This window comes from Teichococcus vastitatis, assembly GCF_003604215.1.
Classification (GTDB): Bacteria; Pseudomonadota; Alphaproteobacteria; order Acetobacterales; family Acetobacteraceae; genus Pseudoroseomonas; species Pseudoroseomonas vastitatis.
Genome location: NZ_QXGS01000002.1, coordinates 275,698 through 299,922 on the forward strand (window position 1 = coordinate 275,698; position 24,225 = coordinate 299,922).

At 72.2% G+C, this 24,225-nt stretch carries 26 protein-coding genes, 2 tRNA genes and 1 pseudogene; 14 read left to right on the plus strand and 15 right to left on the minus strand.

The genetic code is table 11. The annotated features are described in order from the left end of the window. Nucleotide 1 precedes the first annotated feature (1 nt). The 5 genes and pseudogenes from selA to D2K64_RS04975 all read left to right on the plus strand — a co-directional run bounded on the left by selA (nt 2) and on the right by D2K64_RS04975 (nt 4,599). Nucleotides 2-1,399 (plus strand): L-seryl-tRNA(Sec) selenium transferase, encoded by a 1,398-nt coding sequence (selA, locus tag D2K64_RS04955; RefSeq protein ID WP_120007100.1) that lies wholly within the window; start codon nt 2-4, stop codon nt 1,397-1,399. Next, entirely contained in the window at nt 1,386-2,171 is a 786-nt protein-coding gene (locus D2K64_RS04960; protein WP_120007313.1) for a tetratricopeptide repeat protein, read from the plus strand. The genes selA and D2K64_RS04960 overlap by 14 nt, the downstream gene beginning before the upstream one ends. Further along, nucleotides 2,168-3,991 (plus strand): annotated as a pseudogene (gene selB, locus D2K64_RS04965) (selenocysteine-specific translation elongation factor); the annotation flags it as partial. The gene D2K64_RS04960 and the pseudogene selB, both read left to right, overlap by 4 nt. 105 nt (nt 3,992-4,096) lie before the next feature. Then, nucleotides 4,097-4,192 (plus strand) — tRNA-Sec (locus tag D2K64_RS04970). Nucleotides 4,193-4,218: 26 nt separating this feature from the next. Continuing rightward, nucleotides 4,219-4,599, plus strand: coding sequence for a hypothetical protein (locus D2K64_RS04975; protein ID WP_120007101.1), 381 nt, complete (start codon nt 4,219-4,221; stop codon nt 4,597-4,599). Between the two features lie 30 nt (nt 4,600-4,629). Here D2K64_RS04975 and D2K64_RS04980 read toward each other — a convergent pair whose 3' ends face one another. The 3 genes from D2K64_RS04980 to D2K64_RS25015 all read right to left on the minus strand — a co-directional run bounded on the left by D2K64_RS04980 (nt 4,630) and on the right by D2K64_RS25015 (nt 6,598). Next, nucleotides 4,630-4,953, minus strand: a complete 324-nt coding sequence (locus D2K64_RS04980) for a hypothetical protein (protein ID WP_202910481.1) — start codon at nt 4,951-4,953, stop codon at nt 4,630-4,632. Nucleotides 4,954-4,980: 27 nt separating this feature from the next. Beyond that, nucleotides 4,981-6,030: a selenide, water dikinase SelD gene (selD, locus tag D2K64_RS04985; RefSeq protein WP_238384020.1), complete on the minus strand. Its 1,050-nt coding sequence runs from the start codon at nt 6,028-6,030 to the stop codon at nt 4,981-4,983. 124 nt (nt 6,031-6,154) lie between these two features. Beyond that, the gene (locus tag D2K64_RS25015; RefSeq protein ID WP_202910482.1) at nt 6,155-6,598 is read right to left on the minus strand and encodes a MarR family winged helix-turn-helix transcriptional regulator; all 444 of its coding nucleotides are present in this window, start codon (nt 6,596-6,598) and stop codon (nt 6,155-6,157) included. Nucleotides 6,599-6,685: 87 nt separating this feature from the next. Here D2K64_RS25015 and D2K64_RS25020 point away from each other — a divergent pair, with 87 nt between their 5' ends. Then, a complete protein-coding gene (locus D2K64_RS25020; RefSeq protein ID WP_120007104.1) occupies nt 6,686-7,435 on the plus strand; it encodes a DUF899 domain-containing protein in 750 nt (249 codons plus the stop codon). Nucleotides 7,436-7,453: 18 nt separating this feature from the next. Further along, nucleotides 7,454-7,930, plus strand: coding sequence for a DUF1579 domain-containing protein (locus D2K64_RS05000; protein ID WP_120007105.1), 477 nt, complete (start codon nt 7,454-7,456; stop codon nt 7,928-7,930). Between the two features lie 22 nt (nt 7,931-7,952). Here D2K64_RS05000 and D2K64_RS05005 read toward each other — a convergent pair whose 3' ends face one another. The 3 genes from D2K64_RS05005 to D2K64_RS05015 form a co-directional block, all read right to left on the minus strand. Next, nucleotides 7,953-9,713 (minus strand): adenine deaminase, encoded by a 1,761-nt coding sequence (locus D2K64_RS05005; RefSeq protein ID WP_120007106.1) that lies wholly within the window; start codon nt 9,711-9,713, stop codon nt 7,953-7,955. A gap of 43 nt (nt 9,714-9,756) precedes the next feature. Continuing rightward, nucleotides 9,757-9,993, minus strand: coding sequence for a PsiF family protein (locus D2K64_RS05010; protein WP_120007107.1), 237 nt, complete (start codon nt 9,991-9,993; stop codon nt 9,757-9,759). A 134-nt stretch (nt 9,994-10,127) separates the two neighbouring features. Continuing rightward, a tRNA-Ala gene (locus D2K64_RS05015) sits at nt 10,128-10,203 on the minus strand. 145 nt (nt 10,204-10,348) lie between these two features. On the opposite strand from D2K64_RS05015, the gene D2K64_RS05020 reads away from it, so the two are divergent. The 3 genes from D2K64_RS05020 (at nt 10,349) to D2K64_RS05035 (ending at nt 13,299) form a co-directional block, all read left to right on the plus strand. Next, entirely contained in the window at nt 10,349-11,086 is a 738-nt protein-coding gene (locus tag D2K64_RS05020; protein WP_120007108.1) for a CoA transferase subunit A, read from the plus strand. A gap of 12 nt (nt 11,087-11,098) precedes the next feature. Further along, complete coding sequence (locus D2K64_RS05025; RefSeq protein ID WP_120007109.1) at nt 11,099-11,749, plus strand: CoA transferase subunit B; 651 nt, start codon at nt 11,099-11,101, stop codon at nt 11,747-11,749. A 338-nt stretch (nt 11,750-12,087) separates the two neighbouring features. Beyond that, nucleotides 12,088-13,299 (plus strand): MFS transporter, encoded by a 1,212-nt coding sequence (locus D2K64_RS05035; protein WP_120007111.1) that lies wholly within the window; start codon nt 12,088-12,090, stop codon nt 13,297-13,299. Here the strand turns inward: D2K64_RS05035 and D2K64_RS05040 are convergent. Beyond that, on the minus strand, nt 13,296-14,006 hold the full coding sequence (locus D2K64_RS05040) for a pyridoxamine 5'-phosphate oxidase family protein (protein ID WP_120007112.1): 711 nt from the start codon (nt 14,004-14,006) through the stop codon (nt 13,296-13,298). The genes D2K64_RS05035 and D2K64_RS05040 overlap by 4 nt on opposite strands. 75 nt (nt 14,007-14,081) lie before the next feature. Between D2K64_RS05040 and pdxR the strand changes: the two genes are divergently transcribed. Next, a complete protein-coding gene (pdxR, locus tag D2K64_RS05045; protein WP_120007113.1) occupies nt 14,082-15,530 on the plus strand; it encodes a MocR-like pyridoxine biosynthesis transcription factor PdxR in 1,449 nt (482 codons plus the stop codon). 11 nt (nt 15,531-15,541) lie between these two features. Here the strand turns inward: pdxR and D2K64_RS05050 are convergent, their stop codons facing one another. From D2K64_RS05050 to sppA, 8 genes are all read right to left on the minus strand, one after another. Then, nucleotides 15,542-16,093 (minus strand): hypothetical protein, encoded by a 552-nt coding sequence (locus tag D2K64_RS05050; RefSeq protein ID WP_120007114.1) that lies wholly within the window; start codon nt 16,091-16,093, stop codon nt 15,542-15,544. 72 nt (nt 16,094-16,165) lie between these two features. Further along, nucleotides 16,166-16,972, minus strand: a complete 807-nt coding sequence (locus D2K64_RS05055; protein WP_120007115.1) for an undecaprenyl-diphosphate phosphatase — start codon at nt 16,970-16,972, stop codon at nt 16,166-16,168. A 145-nt stretch (nt 16,973-17,117) separates the two neighbouring features. After that, nucleotides 17,118-18,209: a TRAP transporter substrate-binding protein gene (locus D2K64_RS05060; protein WP_120007116.1), complete on the minus strand. Its 1,092-nt coding sequence runs from the start codon at nt 18,207-18,209 to the stop codon at nt 17,118-17,120. 88 nt (nt 18,210-18,297) lie between these two features. Then, nucleotides 18,298-18,951, minus strand: a complete 654-nt coding sequence (locus tag D2K64_RS05065; protein ID WP_120007117.1) for a phosphoribosylanthranilate isomerase — start codon at nt 18,949-18,951, stop codon at nt 18,298-18,300. Beyond that, nucleotides 18,948-19,736, minus strand: coding sequence for an orotidine-5'-phosphate decarboxylase (pyrF, locus tag D2K64_RS05070; protein WP_120007118.1), 789 nt, complete (start codon nt 19,734-19,736; stop codon nt 18,948-18,950). Before pyrF ends, D2K64_RS05065 begins: the two co-directional genes overlap by 4 nt. A gap of 1 nt (nt 19,737) precedes the next feature. After that, complete coding sequence (locus D2K64_RS05075; RefSeq protein ID WP_120007119.1) at nt 19,738-20,088, minus strand: lipopolysaccharide assembly protein LapA domain-containing protein; 351 nt, start codon at nt 20,086-20,088, stop codon at nt 19,738-19,740. Beyond that, nucleotides 20,085-20,405, minus strand: coding sequence for an integration host factor subunit beta (gene ihfB, locus D2K64_RS05080; RefSeq protein WP_120007120.1), 321 nt, complete (start codon nt 20,403-20,405; stop codon nt 20,085-20,087). The genes D2K64_RS05075 and ihfB overlap by 4 nt, the downstream gene beginning before the upstream one ends. Nucleotides 20,406-20,442: 37 nt before the next feature. Beyond that, nucleotides 20,443-21,372, minus strand: coding sequence for a signal peptide peptidase SppA (sppA, locus tag D2K64_RS05085; RefSeq protein ID WP_120007121.1), 930 nt, complete (start codon nt 21,370-21,372; stop codon nt 20,443-20,445). A gap of 89 nt (nt 21,373-21,461) precedes the next feature. On the opposite strand from sppA, the gene hslV reads away from it, so the two are divergent. The 3 genes from hslV to D2K64_RS05100 are packed head-to-tail and all read left to right on the plus strand — an operon-like array spanning nt 21,462 to nt 24,212. Continuing rightward, nucleotides 21,462-22,028, plus strand: a complete 567-nt coding sequence (gene hslV / locus D2K64_RS05090; protein WP_120007122.1) for an ATP-dependent protease subunit HslV — start codon at nt 21,462-21,464, stop codon at nt 22,026-22,028. A 3-nt stretch (nt 22,029-22,031) separates the two neighbouring features. Then, nucleotides 22,032-23,360: an ATP-dependent protease ATPase subunit HslU gene (gene hslU / locus D2K64_RS05095; protein WP_120007123.1), complete on the plus strand. Its 1,329-nt coding sequence runs from the start codon at nt 22,032-22,034 to the stop codon at nt 23,358-23,360. 18 nt (nt 23,361-23,378) lie between these two features. Further along, a complete protein-coding gene (locus tag D2K64_RS05100; RefSeq protein ID WP_120007124.1) occupies nt 23,379-24,212 on the plus strand; it encodes an EcsC family protein in 834 nt (277 codons plus the stop codon). Nucleotides 24,213-24,225 lie beyond the last annotated feature (13 nt).

The window sequence follows — 24,225 nt, forward strand, 5'->3', positions numbered from 1 at the left end:
GATGGCGGACAAGGCCGCGCTGCGCGCCCTGCCGTCGGTGGACCGGGTGCTGGCGGCACCCGGCGCCGCCTCCATGCTGCAACGCTTCGGCCGGGCCGAGGCCACCGCGGCCATCCGCGCCGTGCTGGCCGAGATCCGCGCCGGCGGCGCCACCCCGGTCGTGCCCGATGCGGGGGGCGTCGCCGCCCGCGCCGCGGCCGCGCTGGAGGCGCGGGACCGCTCCGGTCTGCGCCCGCTGTTCAACCTCACCGGCACGGTGCTGCACACCAATCTGGGCAGGGCCGTGCTGGCGGATGCCGCGATCGAGGCGGCGATGGCCGCCATGCGCGACGCCGTGGCGCTGGAATTCGACCTGGCCAGCGGCAGGCGCGGCGAACGGGACGACCACCTGCGCGCGTTGCTGCGGGAACTGACCGGCGCCGAGGACGCAACGGTGGTCAACAACAATGCCGCCGCCGTGCTGATCGCCCTCAACACGCTGGGCGAGGGGCGGCAGGCGGTGGTGTCGCGCGGTGAGCTGATCGAGATCGGCGGCGCCTTCCGCATGCCCGACATCATGGCCCGCGCCGGGGTGAGGCTGGTGGAGGTCGGCACCACCAATCGCACCCATGCGCGCGACTACCGCGCCGCCCTCGGACCCGACACCGCGCTGCTGATGAAGGTGCATACCTCGAACTACCGGATCGAGGGCTTCACTGCCGAGGTCGGCGGCGCCGAGCTGGCCGCCGTCGCGCGGGACGCCGGCGTGCCACTGCTGAACGACCTCGGCTCCGGCACGCTGATCGACCTGTCGCGCCACGGCCTGCAGCGCGAACCCACGGTGCGGGAGGCGGTGGAGGACGGCGCCGACCTCGTCACCTTTTCCGGCGACAAGCTGCTGGGCGGGCCGCAGGCCGGCTTCATCGTCGGCCGTGCGGAGTTGATCGGGGCGATCAACCGAAACCCGATGAAGCGCGCGCTGCGCGTCGACAAGATCCGCCTGGCCGCGCTGGAAGCCACCCTGAAGCTGTACCGAGACCCGGACCGGCTGGCGGACCGGCTGCCGGCGCTCGGCCTGCTGGCGCGCCGCGCGCCGGAGATCGAGGCGCAGGCGCGCCGCCTGCTCGAAGCGGTGGAGCAGGTGCTGCCGGCCGACATCGCCGTGGAGGCGGTGCCCTGCCGCAGCCAGATCGGCTCCGGCGCCCTGCCGCTCGACACGCTGCCGAGCTTCGCGCTGCGCTTCACCGCGCCGCGCGGCCGTGACCTGGAAGCCTTCGTGGCCGCGCTGCGCGAATTGCCGCGCCCGGTGATCGGCCGTCTGCGGGAGGGCGCCCTGCTGCTCGACCTGCGCTGCCTGACTGATGAGGCCGCCTTTCTCGACAACCTCGCTGCCCTGGCCGCCCCGCATGGGCCTGTTTGACCGCTTCCGGCGCCCCGCCGCGCCGCCGCCCGACCCGATGCGGCAGGCCATGGCCGCCTTCGCCGCGGGCGATCCGGCCGCGGCGCTGAACCTGTGGGAACCGCTCGCCCGCGCCGGCCACCCGCGCGCGCAATGCAACATCGCCGCCTGCTTCCTCGACGGCGTCGGCGTGGCGCGCGACCCGAAGCTGGCGCTGCGCTGGCTGGAGCCGGCGGCGGCGTCCGGCGACCCCGCCGGGCAGCGCCTGCTGGCCGACCTGCTGCTGCGCGGCGAGGAGACCGTCGATCCCGACGAGCAGCGCGCCATCGCGCTCTACCGTGCGGCGGCCGAACAGGGCGATGCCCCGGCGCAGGACATGCTGAGCTGGCTGCTGCTGGAAGGCGAGATGCTGCCGCCCGATCCGGCGGCGGCGCGGCACTGGGCGGCGCTGGCGGCCCGGGCCGGCATCGCCTCGGCCATGACGCGGATGGGCATGCTGTTCCACCACGCCCTGGGCGTGGAGCGCGATGTGGTGGAAGCCGCGCGCTGGTGGCGGCGCGGCGCCGAGCGCGGCGATGCCGATGGCCAGGCGATGCTGGGTGCCGCCCTGCACATGGGCGCCGGCATCGCCCGCGATCCGGTGGCGGCGCTGGCCTGGCTGCTGCGCGCCCGCGCCGGCGGCAGCGCCCTGGCGCGGCCGTTCCTCGATCCGGCGCGCGCCGCGCTGGATCCCGCCGGCATCGCCGAGGCGGAAGCCCGCGCCGCCGCACCCCTGCGGGAACCCGCTCCATGATCATCGGCACCGCCGGCCATATCGACCACGGCAAGACGGCGCTGGTGCGGGCGCTGACCGGCACCGACACCGACCGGCTGAAGGAGGAGAAGGCGCGGGGCATCACCATCGACCTCGGCTTCGCCTACCTGGCCGAGGACAACCGCGTCACCGGCTTCGTCGACGTTCCCGGGCATGAGCGCTTCGTCCACACCATGCTGGCCGGCGTCGGCGGCATCGACTTCGCCCTGCTGGTGGTGGCCGCCGATGACGGGGTGATGCCGCAGACGCGCGAACACCTGGCGATCCTGGACCTGCTCGGCATCCGGCGCGGCGTGGTGGCGCTGAGCAAGGCCGATCTGGCCGATGCCGCGCGCATCGCCGCCGTCACCGGCGAGATCCGCGCCCTGCTGGTCGGCACGGCGCTGGCTGATGTGCCGGTTCTGCCAGTTTCCACCCGCAGCGGCGAGGGCATCGCCGCCCTGAAGGCCATCCTGCTGCGGGCCGAGGCGGACACCGCCGTGCCAAGCGAGGCCGGCGCCTTCCGCCTGTCGGTGGACCGCTCCTTCACCCTGCCCGGCGCCGGCACGGTGGTCACCGGCACGGTGCTGTCCGGCGCCGTGGCGGTGGGGGAGGCCGTGGTGGTCAGCCCGCGCGGCATCCCGGCGCGCATCCGCTCGATCCACGCGCAGAACCGCCCGGCGCAGCGCGGCGCCGCCGGCCAACGCTGCGCGCTGAACCTGGCGGGGGAAAACATCTCCAGGGACGCGGTGGGGCGCGGCGACGTGGTGCTGGCGCCGGCGCTGCACGCCCCCACCGACCGCATCGACGCCGAGCTGCGCGTGCTGGCGGGCGAGCCGAAGCCGATCGGCACTTGGTTCCCCGCCCGGCTGCACCATGCCAGCGCCGAGGTCGGTGCCCGCATCGTGCCGCTCGGCGATCCGCTGGTGCCCGGCGAAGCAGGGCCGGTGCAGCTGGTACTGGACCGCCCGATCGCCGCCGCCGCCGGCGACCGCTTCATCCTGCGCGACGTGTCGGCGCAGCGGACCATCGGCGGCGGCCGGTTCCTCGACCTGCGAGCGCCGCCGCGGAAGCGCCGCACCCCGGAACGGCTGGCGCAGCTCGAGGCCCGGCTGGAGCGGGATCCGGCGTGTGTTCTGGCGCGGCTGCTGGACCTGCCGCCCTTTCAGGCGGAGCTGACCGGCTTCGCCCGCGACCAGGCCCTGACCGAGGCCGAAGGCAGCGCCCTGGCGGACCGGCTGGGCGCCGTGGTGATCGAGGCCGGCGGGCTGCGGCACGCGCTGCTGCCGCGGCACTGGGACGCCTTCCGCCGGACCCTGCTGGCTGAAACCGGGCGCTTCCACGCGGACAACCCGGACATCCAGGGCATCGGCCGCGAGCGGCTGCGCCTGCTGGTGCTACCGCGCCTGCCCGCCGCCGCCTTTCGCGCCGCGTTGGAGCGCGAGGCGGCGGCGGGCGGCATCGTACTGGAAGGCGCCTTTGTGCGGCTGCCGGGCCACGAAGTGCGGCTCGGGCCCGAAGACGAGGCGCTGTTCGAGCGCGCGGCCGCGCTGCTGGGCGGCGAGGCCCGCTTCCGCCCGCCGCGCGTGCGCGACGTCGCCACCCTGTTCGCCGTGCCGGAGGCCGAGATGCGGCGGGTGCTGCAGAGCTGCGCGCGGCTCGGCCGGATCGACCAGGTGGCGCATGACCATTTCTTTCTCCGCGCCACCACGGCAGAGATGGCGGCCCTGGCGCGCGACGTCGCGGCGCGGGCGGAGAATGGCTGGTTCACCGCCGCCGCCTTCCGCGACCGCATGGACAATGGCCGCAAGGTCGCCATCCAGATCCTGGATTTCTTCGACCGCCACGGCCTGACCTTGCGCCGCGGCGATCTGCGGCGCATCAATCCGCACCGGGCTGACCTGTTCGGCCCCGTCGCGCAGGATGGAAGAGAGTCGCTCCCGGTGGGGCGTCCGGACTTCAAATCCGGGTGGGGCAGCGAGACTGCTTCGGGTGGGTTCGACTCCCATTCTCTTCCGCCACCTTCCGCCGCGCCGGATGACGCCCCATGACCGCCCCGATCCGCACCGATTTCGATGAATGGCTGGTGCAGACCTATTCCGAGATCGGCGATTTCACCGTGCTGTTCGTGCTGCTCCGCGTCACCGACACCACGGTGGAGCCGCTGCGCTCCGCCTGGCTGCATGTGGTGGGCGACGAGACGCGCTGGCCCGACATGACGCGGCTGTTCATCGGCGCGGGCGTGGAATGGTCGGCGGCGGTGTTCTTTCGCGCCGGGCGCGAGGGCCTGGTACGGGATGAGGAAGCGCGCGCCCGGCTCGGTGCCCTGACGCGCAAGCTGCACGAGGACCGCTCGCTGATCCGGGACGGCGAGTTCTTCAACGCGGACGGGCTGCGGCTGCGGCTCGACGAGCAGCCGGCCCATTGAGCCGCGGCGGGGGCGCCGGCCCGCCGCCGGTCAGCAGGATGCCGCGGGACGCCTGGGATGGGCGATCGGATCAAGGCCGCGCGCCGTTGGTGGCTGCCAGGTGCGGGACGTGCTGACGGCGCCGCTGGGATTGGTGCCGATGTGGGAGCCGCCGGTGCCGCCGCTCCAGCCGGTGGAGCCGGCATTGCCGGGCGCGGTGCCGTCGCCGCTGTTGCGGGACGGCGCGGTGGCGGGCCCGGCCTGGTTGCCGTCCTGGCATCCCGGCGTGGCCGGCGGTGGCGCGGCGCGGTTCTGCGCCAGTGCCGGCGTGGCCAGCAGGGCGAGCGAGGCGAACAGGATCAGGCGCGGGATCATCGGGATCTCCTCCAGGCAGCCGGAGTTTTAACGCAGTTCTGGGGCGCCGGTCACCGTCACGCCGGCCGCGCCGGCCACGGCATCGCCGATGCGGGTGGCGAGCGGGTAGCCGGCGCCGCGGATGCGCGCCACCAGTGCATTGGCGGCCGCCGCCTCACAGGCGATCAGCAACCCGCCGGAGGTCTGCGGGTCGCACAACAGGTGGCGCTGCCAGTCCGGCATGGCCGTGGGCAGGGTGATGCCCTCGCCGTAGCTGTCCCAGTTGCGATGCGAGGCGCCGGTGACGAAGCCGTCCCGTGCCAGGGCCGCCGCGTGCTCCAGCAACGGCACCGCCGCCGCGTCGAGCCGCAGCGCCACGCCCGATCCGCGTGCCAGTTCCAGCGCATGGCCCAGCAGGCCGAATCCGGTGACGTCGGTGATGGCGTGCACCGCGGCCTCGCCCGACAATTCGCCGCCGATGCGGTTCAGCAGGGTGGTGGAGGCCAGCATCTCGGCATAGGCACCCCCCGGCAGGGCCTGGCGCTTGATCGCGGCCGAGTAATGCCCGACGCCGAGGCCCTTGGTCAGGATCAGCGCGTCGCCCGGCTTGGCCCCGCTATTGCGGTGCAGCCGCGCCGGGCTGCCCAACCCGACCACCGCCAGGCCGTAGATCGGCTCCGGCGAATCGATGGAATGGCCGCCGGCCACGGGGATGCCGGCCTCGGCGCAGACCGAGGCGCCGCCGGCCAGGATCTCGCGGATCGTCTCCGCCGGCAGCCTGCTGATCGGCATGCCGAGGATGGCCAGCGCCATGATCGGCCGGCCGCCCATCGCGTAGATATCGGACAAGGCATTGGTGGCCGCGATGCGTCCGAAATCCCGCGGGTCATCCACCATCGGCATAAAGAAATCCGTGGTGGCCAGCACGGTGAGGTCGTCATTCACCTGCCACACCGCGGCATCATCCGCGGTTTCGGTGCCGACCAGCAGCTGCGGAAAAGGCCCGGCGGCCGGCTGCCCGGCCAGCAGCGTCTGCAGCACGGACGGCGCCAGCTTGCAGCCGCAGCCGCCGCCATGCGCCAGTTCCGTCAGCCTCACCCTGCAAGCATCATCCATCGTTCGTGCGGTTCCCTTGCGGCAGAACAGGGAGATGGCGCTTCGGGGGGCGGGTGAAAAGCCGCAGCCGGCATTCCCAGCCGCCGGCCGGCCGCGCCACCGCGGTTCAGGTCAGCGCGTTCAACGCCCGCCGCAGCGATGCGGCGCCATCGGGCAGGCGCGCCTCCTCCCCGGCATGGGCGGCTTCCCACAGCGGCACGGCCCGCGCCAGCAGCGCCTGGCCTGCCTCGCTCAGGGACAGCAGGCGCATGCGCCGGTCGCGCGGGTCGGAGGCGACGCGGATCAGCCCGCGCCGTTCCAGCGGCTTCAGTGCCGCCGTCAGCGTGGTGCGATCCATGGCCAGCAGCGTCGCCACCGGGGCCATCGGCGCCGGCTCGGGCCGGTTCAGCGCCATCATCAGCGAGAACTGGCCGCTGGTCAGGCCGAGCGGGCGGAGCACCTCGTCGAACCGGCGGGACAGGGCGCGCGCCGCCCGCTGCGTGTGCAGGCAAAGGCAGGTGTCGCGCACCAGCAGGGTGGTGGCGAAGGGCGTTGCAGGAATCTTTGACACGCCGGATGAAGTGTTGATATCAACCTTCCTTGTCAAGGGCGACCCAACGCCCTGGCCGGCCCGGGAGGCCTGTTCGAGGAGGCAAGAATGCAACACCACACCCTTGTTCCGCGTGAGATTGTTCCGCGCGAGGCTTGGCTGGAGGCCCGCCGCGCCCTGCTGGCGCGCGAAAAGGAATATACGCGCCTGCGCGATGCCGTGGCGGCCGAGCGTCGTGCGCTGCCCTGGGTGCGGATCGACAAGCCCTACCGCTTCGACACGCCGGGCGGCGCGACCGACCTCGGGGGCCTGTTCCGCGGCCGCGGCCAGTTGATCGTCTACCACTTCATGCTGGCGCCGGGCTGGGAGGCGGGCTGCACCGGCTGCTCCTTCGGCGCCGACCATTTCGACGGCATGCTGCCGCATCTGGAGAACCACGACGTGTCCTTCGTGGCGGTGTCCCGCGCCGCCCTGCCGGAGATCGAGCGCTACCGGCAGCGCATGGGCTGGCGCTTTCCCTGGGTGTCGTCGCACAACAGCGACTTCAACAGCGATTTCCACGTCAGCTTCACGCCGGAGCAGCTCAACAGCGGCGCCGTGTTCTACAATTTCGACGCCACGCCGAGCGACCGGGCGCATGACGAGCTGCACGGGGTCAGCGTGTTCGCGCGGGACGCGGAAGGATCGGTGTTCCACACCTATTCCGCCTATGCGCGCGGCACCGAGGACATGCTGACCACCTTTCTGATGATGGATCTGACACCCAAGGGCCGCGACGAGGCCGGGGGCACCATGAACTGGGTACGCCGCCACGACGAATACGCCGCACCACCACCCGCCGCCTGCTGCCGCGGCTGACGCAGGAGGATCTGCACCATGAACATCGAGCTTCGTGACGAGCATCGCTGGCTGCAGCGGCTGGTGGGCGAATGGCGCTTCGAAGGCGGCTGCGACATGGGGGAAGGCCAGCCCGCCGGCCGCTTCGAAGGGCGGGAAACCGTGCGCGGACTGGGCGAGGCCTGGATCATCGGCGAAGGCGAGGGCACCTCGCCGGAGGGCGAGGCGCACCGCTCGGTGATGACGCTGGGCTTCGATCCGGCGCGGGGCCGCTTCGTCGGCAATTTCGTGTCGTCGATGATGACGCATCAATGGGTTTATGACGGGGAACTGGCCGGCAATGTCCTGACGCTCGACACCACCGGTCCTTCCTTCGGCGGGGAGGCCGGGCTGGCCGACTACCAGGACATCATTACCCAGGAAGGCGAGACGGCGCGCCGCATGGTGTCGCGGATGAAGCAGCGCGACGGCGGCTGGAAGCAGATCGTCGAAGTGCTCTACCAGCGGGTGGGCTAGCCGTCCCGCTCCACCGGCCGCGTCAGCCCAGCAGCGCGGCCGGGATCATCTCGCCGGTGGCGCCATCCGCGATGCCGCGATCCGTCACATGCGGTCCGGCATTGCAGGCGAGGCTGGCGCCGACCACCGCCTTGAACACGCGATAGGGCGGCAGCCAGTCGGCGATGGCGTCTGCCGCGTCGCGCAGCGCCGCGAAGTGCGCGGCGACCTCCGCGGCCGGCGCGTCGGACACCAGCCCGGCCACCGGCAGTTCCAGCACCGCCCGCACCCTGCCGCCCGATGCCACCGCCATGCCGCCGCCGCAGGCGATCAGCGCGTTCGCCGCCGCCGCCATGTCCGCCGGGTCGTGCCCGAAGACGCACAGATTGTGGCTGTCATGTGCGACGGTGGTGGCCAGCGCGCCGCGCCAGGCGCCCCAGCCTTCCAGCACGCTGAGAACCGGCCGTGGCGCCGCCAGCCCGTGCCGGTGCGTCACCGCCAGCATCGTCGCCTCCGGCGGCAGCTCCGCGAAGCCGCCGCGCACCGGCGCGCTGATCTCGCCCCAGCGGGTGAAGCGCGGCTGGGAGACGGTGCGCAGCCGCGCGCTGGTGCCGCGCGCGGCGATGCGGAAATCCGCCGGGGACAGCGGCGCCAGCTTCATGCTGTCGCGCAGCCCGGGCGGGTCGGCCTCGGGCAGCGCCACCGCCATGCGTCCCGCCGCGGCCACGCGGACGCCATCGGCGAACACCATCTCCACGCCGAGCGTGCCAAGGTCCGACAGCACCGCGATGTCCGCCCGCCGCCCCGGCGCCAGCAAGCCGAGATCGCCGCGCCCGAGCCGCATCGCCGCGTTCAGCGTCGCGGCGCGCAGCGCCTCCAACGCCGGCATGCCGTACCGCACCAGGCGGCGGAGGAGGTCGATCATGCCGCCGCGCGCCACGAGCTCGTCCGGGAACACGTCGTCGGTGCAGAGCGTCAGCGTCTGCGGGTAGCGCGGCAGGGCGTTCAGCGCCGCCACCGCCTCGGGCAGGATGTAGTCATGGCTGCCGCGCAGCTCCACCGTGAGGCCGGCGCGCAGCTTTTCCAGCAGGTCGGCGCCGGAGGTGATCTCGTGGTCCGAGCCGATGCCGGCGGCGGCGAAGCCCTGCAGCTCGCCGCCCGACAGGCCGCGCGCATGGCCGCAGACCAGCTTGCCGCTGGCGAGGCCGGCGCCGACGATGCCGCGCATCAGGGCGGAGCGTTCCAGCACGCCGCGCATGTCCATCACCTCGGCCACGCCGGCGATCTCCGGCCAGCGCAGCATCTCGGCCATGTCGTCCGGCCCGAAGCTGGCGCCGGCGCGTTCCAGCCCCGGCGCCGAGGGCACGCAGGACGGCGCCAGCACCAGGGTGCGCAGCGGCAGCCCGCGTGACGCCGCGATGGCCCAGCGCACGCCGTCCAGCCCGGCGACGTTGCCCAGCTCGTGCGGGTCCCAGCACACCGTGGTGGTGCCTTGCGGCAGCACCGTCTCGGCGTAGCGGCGCGGCGTCACCATGGAACTCTCGACATGCATGTGCGTGTCGATCAGCCCCGGTGCCAGGATGCGGCCGGGCAGGTGGTGGCGGATGGCGGCGTCGGCGCGGTGGCCCGCGGCATGCACGCTGGCGATCAACGGCCCCACCAGCCCCAGATCGGCCGCGCGCAGCTCGCCCGTTGCCATGTCGGCGACGCGGGCACCGGTCAGCAGCACGTCGAATGGGGCGAGGCCGCGCGCCGCGCGCACGGCGCGGTCGCGCAGGGGGAAATGGTTCAGGGCATCGGCCATGGGGGCAGCATAGAAGCCGCCGCCGGCCGCGATGCAAGGGCGCTCAGCGCTTGACGAGGCAGGTCTTCATGAAGGCCTTGCGCGGATCGCCCGACAGCTTCTGGCTGCGGGCGGTGGCGGCGCAATCGCGCATCCGCTCGCGCGCGGCGAGTTGCGCCGGGGAGGGGGTGCGAACGGGCCTGGTCGCGGCCGCGGCCTGTGTGCCGGCGCTCTCGGCGGCGGGTGCGAGGGCGGGAACGGCCAGGAACAGGCACAGGGTGGCGGGCAGCAGCGACTTCACGGCAACATCCTCGACAATAACCGGGAAGATCGTATAGCGGGGATGATGTTTCGCGTGAAAAGAGAAATACAGCCTGGAGCCAGGGCCGAAAAAGGCAAAGGCCCGGAACCTTGCGGAACCGGGCCTCGAAACCTTGGTGGAGCCAATCGGAATCGAACCGACGACCTCTTGAATGCCATTCAAGCGCTCTCCCAACTGAGCTATGGCCCCCCAGCGGAAGTGGGCGGGGTATAACGGCGGCGCGTGGGCCGCGCAAGCGCCCCCGCGGCGGTTTTTTCGCCGCCCGCCGCCCCTTTCCGGGACCGCGGAGAGGGCGTTAGCTTCGTGGCGAAACCTGACTGGGAGCGTCACTCGAATGCGTAAGATCTACCCGGACGCCGCGGCCGCGCTGGACGGGCTGCTCAAGGACGGCATGCTGATCCATTCCGGCGGCTTCGGCCTGAGCGGCATCCCCGGCGCGCTGATCGCCGCCATCCGCGATGCCGGGGTCAAGGATCTCACCGTGGTGTCCAACAATGCCGGCATCGACGGCGCAGGCCTCGGCCTGCTGCTGGAAACCCGGCAGATCAGGAAGATGATCTCGTCCTATGTCGGCGAGAACAAGACCTTCGCGCAGCAGTTCCTGGCCGGAGAGCTGGAGATCGAGTTCAACCCGCAGGGCACGCTGGCCGAGCGCATCCGTGCCGGCGGCGCCGGCATTCCCGCCTTCTTCACCAAGACCGGCTACGGCACCCAGGTCGCGGAAGGCAAGGAAACCCGCGAGTTCGACGGCGAGCACTACGTGATGGAGCGCGGCATCTTCGCCGACCTCGCCGTAATCCATGCCTGGAAGGCCGACACCGAGGGCAACCTCGTGTTCCGCAAAACGGCGCGCAACTTCAACCCGATGATGGCGACGGCCGCCAAGGTGACCGTGGTGCAGGTGGAGCATCTGGTGGAAGCCGGCCAGATCGATCCGGACCACATCCACACCCCCGGCATCTACGTGCAGCGCATCGTCAAGCTGCCCGCCGATTACGAGAAGCGCATCGAGCAGCGCACCACGCGCAAGCGGGTCACCGACGTGAACCCCGCCAACAGCAACGTCGCCTGAGGGAGAACGCACATGGCCTGGACCCGCGACGAAATGGCTGCCCGCGCCGCGCAGGAGCTGGAGGATGGCTTTTACGTCAACCTCGGCATCGGCATCCCGACCCTGGTGGCGAACCACATCCCCGATGGCGTCTCGGTGCAGCTGCAATCCGAGAACGGCATGCTCGGCATGGGCCCGTTCCCCTATGAGGGCGACGAGGACCCGGACCTGATCAACGCCGGCAAGCAGACCGTGACGGAGCTGCCGACCACCTCCTATTTCTCCTCCGCCGACAGCTTCGCGATGATCCGCGGCGGGCATGTCGACATCTCCATCCTTGGCGCGCTGCAGGTGGCGGAGAATGGCGACCTTGCCAATTGGATGATCCCCGGCAAGATGGTGAAGGGAATGGGCGGCGCGATGGACCTCGTCGCCGGGGTGAAGAAGGTGGTGGTGCTGATGGAGCACACCGCCGGCGGCAAGCCGAAGTTGCTCCGCGAATGCACCCTGCCGCTGACCGGCAAGGCCGTGGTCGACATGGTGGTGACGGAACTCGGCGTGTTCTCCATCGACCGAACGCTCGGCCGCATGGCGCTGGTGGAGCTGGCGCCCGGCGTGACGCTGGAGGAGATGCGCGAGAAAACCGAGGCGACGTTCTCCGTGTCCGAAACCATCGGTGCCTGAGGCGGCACGGCGGCTGCTTCTGGCCGCCGTCCTTCTGCTGCTGCCCGGCCTGCCGGCACGGGCCGAGGGCGCGTTTCCGCCGGCCTGACGATGGCCGACGGGAAAGGCTGGCGCACTTCGCGGCGGCCGGAGACCGGCGCCGCGCCTCTGGCGGCGATCCGGCGCGCGACCAGCCGGGCTACAGGATCACGCCGTCGCCGCGGCAGAGTTCCGCTTCGAGTTCCCGGATCTGCGGCGCCAGGGAAGCATCCGCCGCCTTGCCCCGGCTCCGGAGGCGGTGGAAGCTGCCCAGATATGTCGCGCTTCCGATTCCCCGCCCGCGCCGCGCCGTTCCGCCGATGACCGTGCCGGCGCGCCCGGGATGGCGGTCCGCCCTGGGCGTCACCCTGGCGATGCAAACTGCTGCCGCAGCGCTCGGGCAGATGATGCCCGTGGTGGCCCCGGCGATGACCGCGGCGGTCGGGCTGTCCGCCGAGAGCATCGGCTACCTGGCCGGGCTGACCTCGCTCGGCACGGTGCTGTTTCTGTTATGTGGCGGGCCGGTGCTGGAACGGCTGGGGCCGGTGCGCACGCTGCAGGGCGGGGTGGCGCTGAGCGGCCTCGCCATTGGTCTGGCGGCGCTGGGCTGGGCCCCGGTGCTGGTGCTGGCGGCGCTGCTGCTCGGCATCGGCTATGGCCCGACGCCGCCCGCCGGCAGCCGCATCCTGGCCGCCACCGCGCCACCCGAGCACCGCACGCTGATCTTCTCGGTCAAGCAGGCCGGGGCTCCGCTGGGTGCCGTGGCCGCCGGCCTGATCGGTCCGCCGGTGGCGCTGGCGCTGGGCTGGGAAGCGGTGTGCCTGCTCGGCCTGGCGCTGGGGCTGGCCGCCGGGCTGGCGGTGCAGCCCTGGCGCGGCGCGCTGGATGCCGGGCGGGAGGCCGGGCGGGCGGTGGGACCCCGCACGCTGTTCAGCCGCCGCAACCTCGAAGCCCCCATCGCGGCCTTGCGGCTGCACCCGCTGCTCTGGCCGCTGGCACTGCTGAGCGGCGCCTTCGCCTGCCTGCAGGGTTCGCTGTTCGCCTTCGTGGTCACCTGGCTGGTCGGCAAGCACGGCCTGTCGCTGCCCCAGGCCGGCGCGGTGTTCGCCGTGATGCAGGGGGCCGGCGTCACCGCCCGCATGGTCCTGGGCTGGGTAGCGGATCGCAGCGGCCGGCCCGGCTTGATCCTGGCGCTGCAGGCGTTCATCGGATCGGCGCTGGCGGCGCTGTTGGCACTGGCGCCGCCCGGCACGCCGGGCTGGCTGCTGGGCGGGCTGGCCGGCGCCTGCGGCTTCGTCGCCGCCAGCTGGAACGGCATCGCCCTGGCCGAGGTGGCGCGCCTCGCCCCGCCCGCCCGCATCAGCGATGCCACCTCCGGCGTCACGCTGGTGACGTTTCTCTGCTACTTCGCCGCACCCTTCGCCTTCGCCGGCGGGGTGGCGGCGCTGGGTTGGACCCTGCCGCTGCTCGGCATGGCGGCGCTGCCGGCGGCGATGGGGCTGGCCACGGTGCCGCGCCTGCTGCGCGGCTAGCCATAGGCGGCGGCGTAGGCCTCGCGCAGCGCATCCTCCAGCGGCCGGCCCTCCCGATAGGCCGCGAGATCAGCCGAACGCTCCACCCCCGGCAGGCGGCGTGGGCAGGGTTCCGGCGCGCCGATCACGGTGTGCACCGGCAGGCGCTCGGCATGGATAGGCAGGGCGTAATCCTCCTCGTCATCGGCCACGCCCTTGGCGCGGATCTTGGCCGAGGCGCGCTCGATCTCCATGTTGACCACGGCGGTGGCCTTGATCTCCTGCTCCGTGCTGGCGCGCAGCCCGCCGGTGCGATGGGGAAAGAAGCGGTCCACCATCATCACCAGGGCGCGGCGCTTCTCGGCCGGGTCGGTCACCAGCCGTGCCTGCCCGAATGCCATCACCGAGCGGTAATCGGCCGAATGGTTGAAGCCGCAGCGCGCCAGCACCAGGCTGTCCAGATGCGTCACCGTCAGGCAGGCCGGCTGCCCGTCGGACAGGTTGCGCAGCATGCGGCTGGCACTGCTGCCATGCCAGTACAGGGTGGTGTCTTCCCGCCAGAACAGCGTCGGCGTGCAATAAGGCAGTCCATCGATGACATAGGAGACGTGGCAGAGCGCCGCGGCATCCAGCAGGCCATGGACCGTGGCGTGGTCGTAGAAGCCGCGGTCGTGCCGGCGCTTGACGCGGTTGCGGGCATCCACGGGATAGGTCGGGGTATCGGACATCGGGCAGGCCTCGCTTGACGGTTCCATCCTGCCGCCGCGAAAGTGGTTGGCGCGAGGTCCAATCCGGAGCCCGATATGCCAACCGCTTCCCGGCCGGCGCCCGCCGTGCTGGACATGCCGCTGCTGCTGGAGGCGGGCCCGGGCAGCCAGGCCTTCCGGGTCCATGCGGGGTTGCGCGCCGCCATCCTGGGTGGCCGGCTCGCCGCCGGGATGCGCCTGCCGTCCAGCAGGGCGCTGGCGGCGCAGCTCGGGGTGCGGCGCAACGCCGTGGTGGCGGCCTATGAGCAGCTTCTCGGCGACGGGCTGGTGGAGGCGCGTACCGGCGCCGGCACCTTTGTCGCGGCGCGGGTGCCGCGCGGCCCGGCGCCCGCCACGCCCGCACCCGCCCTCTCCCCGGCAGTGCCGGCCCGCGCCGCCTTTGCGCTGGGCTGCACCCATCCCGACGCGCGGCTGCTGAACCAGTTCGGCCGCATCCTGCGCCGCCAGCTGGCGCGGCCGGACCCGGCGCATTTCGGCTATGGCGATCCGCGCGGCAGCGCGGCGCTGCGCCGGGCGGTGGCGGCGCACCTGGCCGCCGCGCGCGGCCTGCCCTGCGATCCCGATTGCATCCTGATCACCAGCGGCACGCAGCACGCGCTGCGGATCTGCACCGAGATCCTGCTGCGGCCCGCGGATGCGGTGTGGATGGAGGATCCGGGCTACCCGTCCGCGCGCCGCACCTTCGCCGCCGCCGGCGCCCGCATCGTGCCGGTGCCGGTGGATGCGGCCGGGCTCGACGTCGCCGCCGGCCGGCGCGGTGCGGCCGGGGCGCGGCTGGCCTATGTGACGCCGTCCCACCAATTCCCGACCGGGGTGACGATGAGCATGGCCCGCCGCCTGGCCCTGCTGGATTGGGCGCGGGAGGCCGGCGCCTGGGTGCTGGAGGATGATTACGACAGCGAGTTCCGCTACGCCGGCCCGCCGCTGACCGCTCTGGCCGGCATCGATGGCCAGGCGCGGGTGATCTATCTCGGCACCTTCTCCAAGACGCTGTTCGCCGGGCTGCGCACCGGCTTCCTGGTGCTGCCGGCCGCGCTGCTGCCGCGGGCGGTGGAGGCGCGGGCGGTGGGAGACCGCTTCCCGCCCAGCCTCATGGGGGAGGCGATCGCCGAATTGCTGGCCGAGGGCGGTTTCGCCGCGCATCTGCGCCGCATGCGCGGCCGCTATCGCGCCGCCCGGGACCTGGTGGCGGACACCCTGGCGCGGTCGTCCGGCGGCCAGCTGCGTGTCGCCGTGCCCGACCAGGGCCTGCACCTGCTGGCGCTGCTGCCCCCCGGCCTGCCGGACGGGGCGGCGGCCGCGATCCGCGCCGCCGCCGGGGTGGAGGGCTGGTTGTTGTCGGAAACCCGCATGGCGCCGGCCGACCCGGACGGCTTCGTGCTGGGGTTTTCCGGCCATTCCCCGGCCGCGCTGAAGCGAGCTGCCGAGCGGCTGGGTGAGGCCAGCCGCCATCACCTCGCGGCGGCACGGACCGGTGCGGCCTGAGAAGGCGCCGTTCAGGGGGCGGCAGTGGCGGGGCGCTGCGTCTCGAACCGGCGGCGGTCTTCCTCCAGCCGGCGACGCAGGGCGTCCAGCTCCTTTTCCCGCTCCGCCAAGCTGCGTTCCCAGTCGCGGCTGCCGGTTCCGGTGCCGGCCGCCGTCGCGGAAATGGCAGCGGCCGCAACAGGAGCGGCGGGGGGACCAGCGGCAGGGGCCGGCACGGAAGCCGGCCGCGGCGTCGCGGCGGGCGCGGCGGAGATGGCGGCGGCGCGCGGCGCGGCGGCCCGCCGCACGGTTCGGCGCGGGGCCGGTTCGGGCGCCGGCACAAAGGCGGAGGGGGCCGGCGGCACCCAGTCCAGCATCGGGATGGCGGCACGGCCGGCCGCGGCGAAGCCGCCGGACTCGGCCTGCGGCGCGGCCTGCCGCAGCCGGTCGAACTGCCGGCCGGAGGAAGTCAGGAGGTCGCCACCGGGCCCGGTGTCATTGGGCCAGCCCTGCGCCAGGGCCGGCCCATGCGGGATGAGGCTGAACAGCAAGGCTGCGGTGGTCAGGAAGGCCGCGAACCGCATGGGCGATGATCCATCGGGAAGAATAGCGCCAGGATGGACAAATCCTCCCGCGGGTTCAAGCCTGGCTTGACATCAGCTCAGCGCCAGCCAGAGCAGGATCGCAGTGCCCAGGACGATGCGGTACCAGGCGAAGGGCACGAAGCCGATGCGGCCGATCACCGCCATCAGCCAGCGCACCACCACCAGCGCCACCGCGAAGGTCACCACGAAACCGACGGCGATCTGCCCAACACTGGACCAGTCCAGCACGTCGCGGTTCTTGTACAGGCTGAACACGGTGGCGGCGAGCATGGTGGGAATGGCCAGCATGAAGGAGAACTCGGCCGCCACCTTGCGGTCCACGCCCACCAGCAGCGCCGAGATGATGGTGGCGCCCGAGCGGCTGGTGCCGGGGATCATCGCCAGCGCCTGGCCGAAGCCCACCAGCAGCGCGGCCAGCGGCCCCATCTCCGGCACGGAATGGATGGAAGGCGCGGGCCGCAGCTTCTCGATGGCGATAATGGCGACGCCGCCCAGGATCAGCGCCAGCGCCACCACGAAGGGGGTGTAGAGCAGCTGCGTGATGGTGCTGTACAGCAGGGCGCCCATCACCATGGCCGGCAAAAACGCCAGCGCGATGTTGAGCGCGTAATAGAAGTCGCGGCTTCCCACCTTCCACATGCCGGTGGCGATCTCGATCAGCGTTTGCCGGAACAGCCACACCACGGCCAGCACGGCGCCGAGCTGAATGGAGATCTCGAAGGCCTTGCCCGGAGGGCCCTGGAAGCCGATCGCCTCGCCGAGGAGGATCAGGTGGCCGGTGGAGGAGATGGGCAGAAATTCGGTCACCCCCTCCACTACGCCCATCAGGACGGCGGAAAGGAAGGTGGCAAGATCCATGGTCGTGATATCCCGGGCTGCTGGCGCCCCGGATAGCCCGCATGGCCGGGGCTGTCACCGCCGCGCGGCCACGCCTCCGCCGTGCCCGTCATGAATTCCGGGTCATCGTGCCGGGAGCGGAAAGGTCCGCCCCCGAGCCCGTGGCTCAGCGCACGGTCTGCGCCGCGGTGAAGGCGAAGTTGTCGAACGAGTTCTCGGCCACGCGGAACCAGGCGTATTCGTCGTCGCGGAAGCGCCGGTACGACTCCCAGATGGTCTTGAACCGCTCGTTCTTGGCGCTGGTCTCGTCATACAGCTCGTGCGTCGCCTTCCAGGCGCCGGCCAGGATCTCGCGCGACCAGGGGCGCAGCTGCGCGCCGGCGGCGATCAGGCGGCGCAGCGCCTGCGGGTTGCCGGCATCGTAGCGCGCCGTCATGTCCAGATCGGCCTCGGCGCAGGCGGTCTCGATCGCGGCCTTGTAGGCAGCGGGCAGCGCGTCCCAGGCCGTCTTGTTGGCCATGAAGTGCAGCCGCGCGCCGGGCTCGAAGAAGCCGGGGAAGTAGTAGTTCGGTGCGACGCGGGCGAAGCCCAGCTTCTCGTCGTCATAGGGGCCGACGAACTCCACCGCATCCAGCGTGCCACGCTCCAGCGAGGGATAGATGTCCGAGGCGGCGACCTGCGTCGGCACCGCGCCGAGCTTGGCGAAGACCTGCCCGGCGAAGCCGGCGACGCGGAACTTCAGCCCCTGCAGCTCGGCCAGGGTCTTCACTTCCTTGCGGAACCAGCCGCCCATCTGGGCGCCGGTATCGCCGGCCGGCACCACCACCGTGTTGTAGCCGGCGAACAGGTCCGCCGCGAGGGCCGCGCCGCCGCCATGCTTGTACCAGGCGTTGAACATGCGGGTGTTCAGGCCGAAGGGCATGGCGGTGAAGAAGGCGAAGGCAGGATCCTTGCCCACATAGTAGTAGGAGGCGGAATGGGCGCATTCCACCGTGCCGGCCTGCACCGCGTCCAGCGCCTGCAGGCCGCCGACGATCTCGCCGGCGGGGAAGACGCGGATTTGGAACCGGTTGTCGGTCAGCGCCGCGACGCGGCGGGCGATGTGCTCCGGCGCGCCGAACAGGATGTCGAGGTTGCGCGGAAAGGAGCTGGTCAGCCGCCAGCGGATCTCCGGCGCGGATTGCGCCAGGGCCGGGGCGGCGAGCATCGTGGCCGGCGCAGCCGTGGCGGCGGCGCCGAGCAGGGCGCGGCGGTTCATGTCGTTATCCCCCCTTTGGGCGTTCGATCGTGACGCTTAAGCGATCGGGAGCGACAAGAAAAGACGCGAAGCGCGCGCCGGCTCCGGCTCAGGCGGCGTGCGCCGCGGCCACGAAGCTGCTGATCAGCACCGGGTCCTTGACGCCGCGCAGCCGTTCCACGCCGGAGGACACGTCCACCGCCGTGGCACCCGTGGCGCGGATGGCGGAGGCCACGTTCACCGAGTTCAGCCCGCCCGCCAGCATCCAGGGGCGCGGGATGGAGCGGCCGGACAGCAGCGACCAGTCGAAGGCGTTGGCGTTGCCACCGGGCAGGCTGGCGCCGCGCGGCGCCTTGGCATCCAGCAGAAAGCGGTCGACGTGGGGGGCATAGGCGTGCAGCAGGTCCAGATCGGCCTCGCTGGCGATGCCGAGCGCCTTCATCACCGGCAGGCCGAAGCGGTCGCGGATGGCGGCGCAGCGGGCCGGGCTTTCCTCGCCATGCAGTTGCAGGAGGCCGAGCGGCGCCGCCTCCAGCACCGCCTCGATCTCGGCATCGGCGGCATCCACCAGCAGGCCGACATTCAGCGGCTGGCGGCCGGCGCCGGTGCGCCCCGCCAGCATCGCGGCCTGCTCCGGCGTCACCGAGCGGGGGGAGGGCGGATAGAACACGAAACCCACGTAATCGGCGCCGGCGCGGCAGGCGGCGTCATAGGCGGCGCCATCATTGATGCCGCAGATCTTGACCTGCACGCGCGCGCTCATTGCTGCGGCAGCCCGTGGGAGGGCAACCCGTGGGAGTGCGGCCCGGCGAATAGCGGGGCAGGACGCGGCAGGCTGGCGGCGATGGCGGCGGCGGCGGCGGCCGGATCGGCCGCGGCGGTGATCGGCCGGCCGACTACCAGCCAGTCTGCCCCGGCGGCCGCGGTGTCCTCCGGCGTGGCGATGCGGGCCTGGTCGCCGGCGTCGCTGCCGGCCGGGCGCACGCCGGGCACCACCAGCAGCGGCGCCTCGCCGAAAGCATCGCGCAGCCGGGACACTTCCTGCGGCGAGCAGACCAGCCCGTCCGCCCCCGCGGCCAGCGCCAGCCGCGCCAGTCGCAGCACCTGCTGCGTCGGACCGCCCGACACGCCGGTGGCGGCCAGCGCCTCGGCGGTGAAGCTGGTCAGCACGGTGACCGCCAGCAGGGCGGGGCGGTCCTCGCCCAGGCTGTCCTCGGCGGCGCGGCGCGCGGCCTCGATCATGGCGCCGCCGCCGCCGCCATGCAGGGTCAGCATGGCCGGGCCACCGGCCTCGCCCTTCGTTCCGCACACCGAGCGCACGGCGCCCGCCACCGTGTTCGGGATGTCATGGAACTTCAGGTCCAGGAACACCGGGCGGTGCGCCGCCACCCGGCGCACCACCTGCGGCCCGGCGGCGCAGAACAATTCCAGCCCGACCTTCAGCAGCCCCACATGCGGCGCGACGGCGCGCGCCCAGCCTTCGGCGCGCGCCGGATCCGGCGTGTCCAGCGCGGCGATGATCCCGGCGCCGTTGGGCTTCTGCCGCATCTCAGCGGGTGGTTGCCAGGCTGGTGGTGACGGCCATGGGCGGCGCATTGGCGGCGGCGGCCTTGGCGGCTTCCTGCCGGGCGCGCATCTCGGCCAGCTCGGCCTCCAGCAGCTGTGCCGCGCGCTGCATCTTGCGGGCGCGCAGCCGGTAGCGCAGCGCGCCACCCCAGGCGAGCAGGGCACCGACGGCGAAGGCGATCGCCGCGGCACCGAGCACGGCGCCGGCCAGCGGCACCTGCCAGGTCAGGTCGAAAGGCCAGAGCTGCAGCAGCACCGGCGCGGTGTTGGAGATCGCGAACAACACTAGCAGCAGCAGCAGCAGCGCGGTGAGCAGCAGGCCGATGATCCTCATCGGGCGGACGCCGGCGCACGGTCGGAGGCCTGCAGCGGCCCGCCATTGACGCGCTCGCGCAGCTCCTTGCCTGGCTTGAAATAGGGCACGGCCTTGCCTTCCACTTCCACGGCTTCGCCGGTGCGCGGGTTGCGGCCGGTGCGGGGATCGCGCTGCTTGGCCGAGAAGGCGCCGAAGCCACGCAGCTCCACCCGGTCGCCGCGCGCCAGGGCGTTGGTGATCTCTTCGAAGATGGTGCCGACGATCAGTTCCACATCGGGCTGGCGCAGATGCGGATTGGCGGCCGCCAGCTGCGCGATCAGTTCGGATTTCGTCATCGCCCGCCTTTCCAATGCGCCGTCATGCCATGCGGCCTCACCCGGGAAGCTGCCAAACGGCCCGGACGCCGTCAATCGCAAGCCATTCTGAAACCACGCTTTTCACCAGGGCCCGCAGGGAGAAGCCGAGCACCCGCTCGGCCGTTCCGCGCGGATCCAGGTCGCGCACCGGGGTGGCGGCGGGGATCTCGTGCTCGGCCGCCAGCCAGGCGCGCGCCTCGGGCTCGCCGCCGATGGCGTCCACCAGCTTCAGCTCCAGCGCCTGCCGTCCGGTATAGACGCGGCCATCGGCCAGCGGCGCCACCTGCTCGGGCGTCATGCGCCGCCCGGCCGCGACCATGGCGACGAATTGCGCGTGCATGTCGCCCAGCACCCCCTCCAGCGCCGCCCGGCCCGCGGGCGAGAGCGGGCGGAACGGGTTCGGCTGGCCCTTCAGCGCGCCGGAGGTGATCATCTCCGCCTGCACCCCGAGGCTGCGCATCAGCTCGCTGACCTCGAAGCTCTGCAGGATCACGCCGATCGAGCCGGTGAGGGTCGAGTCGCGTGCGAAGATGCGCCCGGCCGGCATGGCGATCATGTAGCCCGCCGAGGCGGCGGTGCCGCGCATCACCGCCACCAGCGGCTTGTCATTGCGGAAGCTGGCCAGCGCGTCGTGCAGTCCCTCGCCGCCGGCCACCGAGCCGCCGGGGCTGTCGATCGACAGGATCATGCCGCGCACCAGCGGGTCGCGGGCGGCGGCGGCGATGGCCTCCGTCAGCTCGCGGTTGTCGCTGATGGTGCCTTCCACCGACAGCCGCACCAGATGCCCGCCGAGCCCCGCCGGGCCGAGGCGCCAGCCGCCGAGCAGCAGCAGCCCGCCCAGCGCCAGCAGCACCGCCAGTGCCCGCCAGACAGACAGGCGGCGCTTCATCCGGCGGCGGTCGGCCAGCAGGTCATGCGCCAGATCGGGTTGCGGGAAGCCGGTCATGCTGGCGCCATCAATGACGGGCGGGAGGGCTGCGGGTCAAGCATGGCGCACTGCTTGTTGCGAAGGCTTGGCGATGCCATCTGCCCCGCATGAACGCGACGCCTCATCACTCTTCCCATGATCCCCTGGGCTGGCATGGCACCACGATCCTTTGCGTGCGCAAGGACGGACAGGTGGCCATGGCAGGGGATGGCCAGGTCTCCATGGGTCAGACCGTGGTCAAGAACAACGCCCGCAAGGTCCGCCGCATCGCCGGCGGCAAGGTGATCACCGGCTTCGCCGGCGCCACCGCCGACGCCTTCACCCTGCTGGAACGGCTGGAAGCCAAGCTGGAGCGCTTCCCCGACCAGCTGGAGCGCGCGGCGGTGGAGCTGGCCAAGGACTGGCGCACCGACCGCTACCTGCGCCGCCTGGAAGCCCTGCTGGCGGTGGCGGACAAGGACCGCTCCCTGCTCATCACCGGCAATGGCGACGTGCTGGAGCCGGAAGACCAGATCATCGGCATCGGCTCGGGCGGCAACTACGCCCTGGCCGCCGCCCGCGCCCTGATCGACGTGGATGGCATGACGGCCGAGGCCATTGCCCGCAAGGCGATGGGCATCGCCGCCGAGATCTGCGTCTACACCAATGGCCGCACCGTGCTGGAGACCCTCTGAATCATGGCCACCGAGACCGTGAACCTTTCCCCGCGCGAGATCGTCTCCGAGCTGGACCGCTTCATCATCGGCCAGAACGAGGCCAAGCGTGCCGTCGCCATCGCGCTGCGCAACCGCTGGCGCCGCCAGCAGCTCCCCGACGCCATGCGCGACGAGGTGGTGCCCAAGAACATCCTGATGATCGGCCCGACCGGCTGCGGCAAGACCGAGATCGCGCGCCGCCTCGCCAAGCTGGCCGATGCGCCCTTCATGAAGGTGGAGGCCACCAAGTTCACCGAGGTCGGCTATGTCGGCCGCGACGTGGAAAGCATTGTCCGCGACCTGGTGGAGATCTCCATCACCCGCAGCCGCGAAACCTCCCGCCGGGAGGTGCAGGCCAAGGCGGAACTCTCCGCCGAGGAGCGGCTGATCACCGCGCTGGTGGGCGAGGGCGCGTCCGGCGAGACGCGCATGAAGTTCCGCCGCATGCTGCGGGAGGGTTCGCTTGAATCCAAGGAAGTCGAGGTGCAGGTGGCCGACCAGGGCGGCGCCACCCCCATCGGCATGATGGACGTGCCGGGAATGCCGCCGCAGCAGATGGCCGGCATCCAGGAGATGATGGGCAAGATGTTCGGCCGCCAGCCGAAATCGCGCAAGATGACGGTGGCCGAGGCCCGCACCGCGCTGATCCAGGACGAGGCCGACCGCCTGCTCGACCAGGAGAAGCTGACCCGCGACGCCGTGCACAACGCCGAGAACAACGGCATCGTCTTCATTGACGAGATCGACAAGGTCTGCGCCCGCACCTCCGAGGGCGGCGGCCGCGGCGGCGACGTCTCGCGTGAGGGCGTGCAGCGCGACCTGCTGCCGCTGATCGAGGGCACCACGGTGGCCACCAAGCATGGCCCGGTGAAGACGGACCACATCCTGTTCATCGCTTCCGGCGCCTTCCACATCGCCAAGCCGTCCGACCTGCTGCCCGAGCTGCAGGGCCGGCTGCCGATCCGGGTGGAGTTGGGCGCGCTGACGCGGGATGATTTCCGCCGCATCCTGACCGAGCCGGAGCATTCGCTGGCCAAGCAGTACGTGGCGCTGCTCTCGACCGAAGGGGTGACGCTGGCGCTGACGGCGGATGCCATCGAGGCGATCGCCGACCTGGCCGCCGACATCAACGCGCGGGTCGAGAACATCGGCGCCCGGCGGCTCGCCACGGTGCTGGAAAAGCTGCTGGAGGAGGTTTCTTTCACCGCCAGCGACCGTTCCGGCGAAACCGTGACCGTGGACGCGGCCTATGTTCGGGAAAAGGTCGCGCCGCTGGCCGCCAGCGCCGATCTCAGCCGCTTCATCCTGTAAGGAAGGCCCCGCCGCATCATGAGCGAGACCAGCGACTCCCTGCACGACCTGCCCCCGGCCGGCCTGCCCACCCTCCTGCCGCTGCCCGCGGAAGCGGAGGCGGAGCTGGCCGAGGCGCGGCGCGTGCTGGACGAGACCTCGCTCGCGGTGCGGCTGGCCAACATGGCCGGCACGCCGATCGAGGCGCTGCGCAAGCGGCTGCCCTCGTCGGCGCAGGGCATGGTGGATTATGCGGTGAAGAAGGCGCTGTCCAAGGCGCTGGACGCCGCGATGAACAGCAATCCCGGCGCGAAGCCGCCGATCGGCCTCAGTGCCGACTGGATGCATCGCGGGCTGGCGATGGCCAGCGGCGCGGCCGGCGGCGCCTTCGGCCTGGCCGGCACGCTGGTGGAGTTGCCGGTGTCCACCACCCTGCTGCTGCGGCAGATAGCCGTCGAGGCCGCCGCCGCCGGCGAGGACCCGCGCCTGCCGGAAACCGGCGCCGAATGCCTGAAGGTGTTCGCCCTCGGCGGGCCCGGCGGCACCGATGATTCCGGCGAAACAGGCTATTTCGCCACCCGCCTCGCCCTGTCGCGGCTGCTGCCGAACATGAGCGTGGCGCTGTTGCCCAACTTCATCGCTGCCATCGCCGCGCGCTTCATGGGGCCGCTGATGATCAAGTTCGGCGCCCAGGCGGCGCCGGTGCTGGGCGCGGCGGCGGGCGCGGCGGTGAACCTCGCTTTTCTGGAACATTTCCGCGCCGTCGGCCGTGCGCATTTCACCGTCCGCAGGCTGGAACGGGAACATGGCGCCGAGGCGGTCCGCGCGGCCTATGAGGTGCTGGCGGCACGGGCGCAGCACCGCAGGGGTTGATAAAGCCCGGCGC

Excerpts from the sequence above, each read along its gene's own strand:
- hslV (WP_120007122.1), top strand. The coding sequence starts at position 21,462 with ATGAACGCGACGCCTCATCACTCTTCCCATGATCCCCTGGGCTGGCAT.
- D2K64_RS05065 (WP_120007117.1), bottom strand. The coding sequence starts at position 18,951 with ATGAGCGCGCGCGTGCAGGTCAAGATCTGCGGCATCAATGATGGCGCC.
- D2K64_RS04960 (WP_120007313.1), top strand. The coding sequence starts at position 1,386 with ATGGGCCTGTTTGACCGCTTCCGGCGCCCCGCCGCGCCGCCGCCCGAC.
- D2K64_RS05055 (WP_120007115.1), bottom strand. The coding sequence starts at position 16,972 with ATGGATCTTGCCACCTTCCTTTCCGCCGTCCTGATGGGCGTAGTGGAG.
- hslU (WP_120007123.1), top strand. The coding sequence starts at position 22,032 with ATGGCCACCGAGACCGTGAACCTTTCCCCGCGCGAGATCGTCTCCGAG.
- D2K64_RS04980 (WP_202910481.1), bottom strand. The coding sequence starts at position 4,953 with ATGATCCCGCGCCTGATCCTGTTCGCCTCGCTCGCCCTGCTGGCCACG.
- D2K64_RS05075 (WP_120007119.1), bottom strand. The coding sequence starts at position 20,088 with ATGAGGATCATCGGCCTGCTGCTCACCGCGCTGCTGCTGCTGCTGCTA.
- D2K64_RS05060 (WP_120007116.1), bottom strand. The coding sequence starts at position 18,209 with ATGAACCGCCGCGCCCTGCTCGGCGCCGCCGCCACGGCTGCGCCGGCC.
- pdxR (WP_120007113.1), top strand. The coding sequence starts at position 14,082 with ATGCCAACCGCTTCCCGGCCGGCGCCCGCCGTGCTGGACATGCCGCTG.
- ihfB (WP_120007120.1), bottom strand. The coding sequence starts at position 20,405 with ATGACGAAATCCGAACTGATCGCGCAGCTGGCGGCCGCCAATCCGCAT.
- selA (WP_120007100.1), top strand. The coding sequence starts at position 2 with ATGGCGGACAAGGCCGCGCTGCGCGCCCTGCCGTCGGTGGACCGGGTG.
- D2K64_RS05100 (WP_120007124.1), top strand. The coding sequence starts at position 23,379 with ATGAGCGAGACCAGCGACTCCCTGCACGACCTGCCCCCGGCCGGCCTG.
- D2K64_RS05025 (WP_120007109.1), top strand. The coding sequence starts at position 11,099 with ATGGCCTGGACCCGCGACGAAATGGCTGCCCGCGCCGCGCAGGAGCTG.
- D2K64_RS05005 (WP_120007106.1), bottom strand. The coding sequence starts at position 9,713 with ATGGCCGATGCCCTGAACCATTTCCCCCTGCGCGACCGCGCCGTGCGC.
- D2K64_RS04975 (WP_120007101.1), top strand. The coding sequence starts at position 4,219 with ATGACCGCCCCGATCCGCACCGATTTCGATGAATGGCTGGTGCAGACC.
- sppA (WP_120007121.1), bottom strand. The coding sequence starts at position 21,372 with ATGACCGGCTTCCCGCAACCCGATCTGGCGCATGACCTGCTGGCCGAC.
- D2K64_RS05040 (WP_120007112.1), bottom strand. The coding sequence starts at position 14,006 with ATGTCCGATACCCCGACCTATCCCGTGGATGCCCGCAACCGCGTCAAG.
- D2K64_RS05020 (WP_120007108.1), top strand. The coding sequence starts at position 10,349 with ATGCGTAAGATCTACCCGGACGCCGCGGCCGCGCTGGACGGGCTGCTC.
- D2K64_RS05000 (WP_120007105.1), top strand. The coding sequence starts at position 7,454 with ATGAACATCGAGCTTCGTGACGAGCATCGCTGGCTGCAGCGGCTGGTG.
- D2K64_RS25020 (WP_120007104.1), top strand. The coding sequence starts at position 6,686 with ATGCAACACCACACCCTTGTTCCGCGTGAGATTGTTCCGCGCGAGGCT.
- D2K64_RS05035 (WP_120007111.1), top strand. The coding sequence starts at position 12,088 with ATGACCGTGCCGGCGCGCCCGGGATGGCGGTCCGCCCTGGGCGTCACC.
- pyrF (WP_120007118.1), bottom strand. The coding sequence starts at position 19,736 with ATGCGGCAGAAGCCCAACGGCGCCGGGATCATCGCCGCGCTGGACACG.
- D2K64_RS05050 (WP_120007114.1), bottom strand. The coding sequence starts at position 16,093 with ATGCGGTTCGCGGCCTTCCTGACCACCGCAGCCTTGCTGTTCAGCCTC.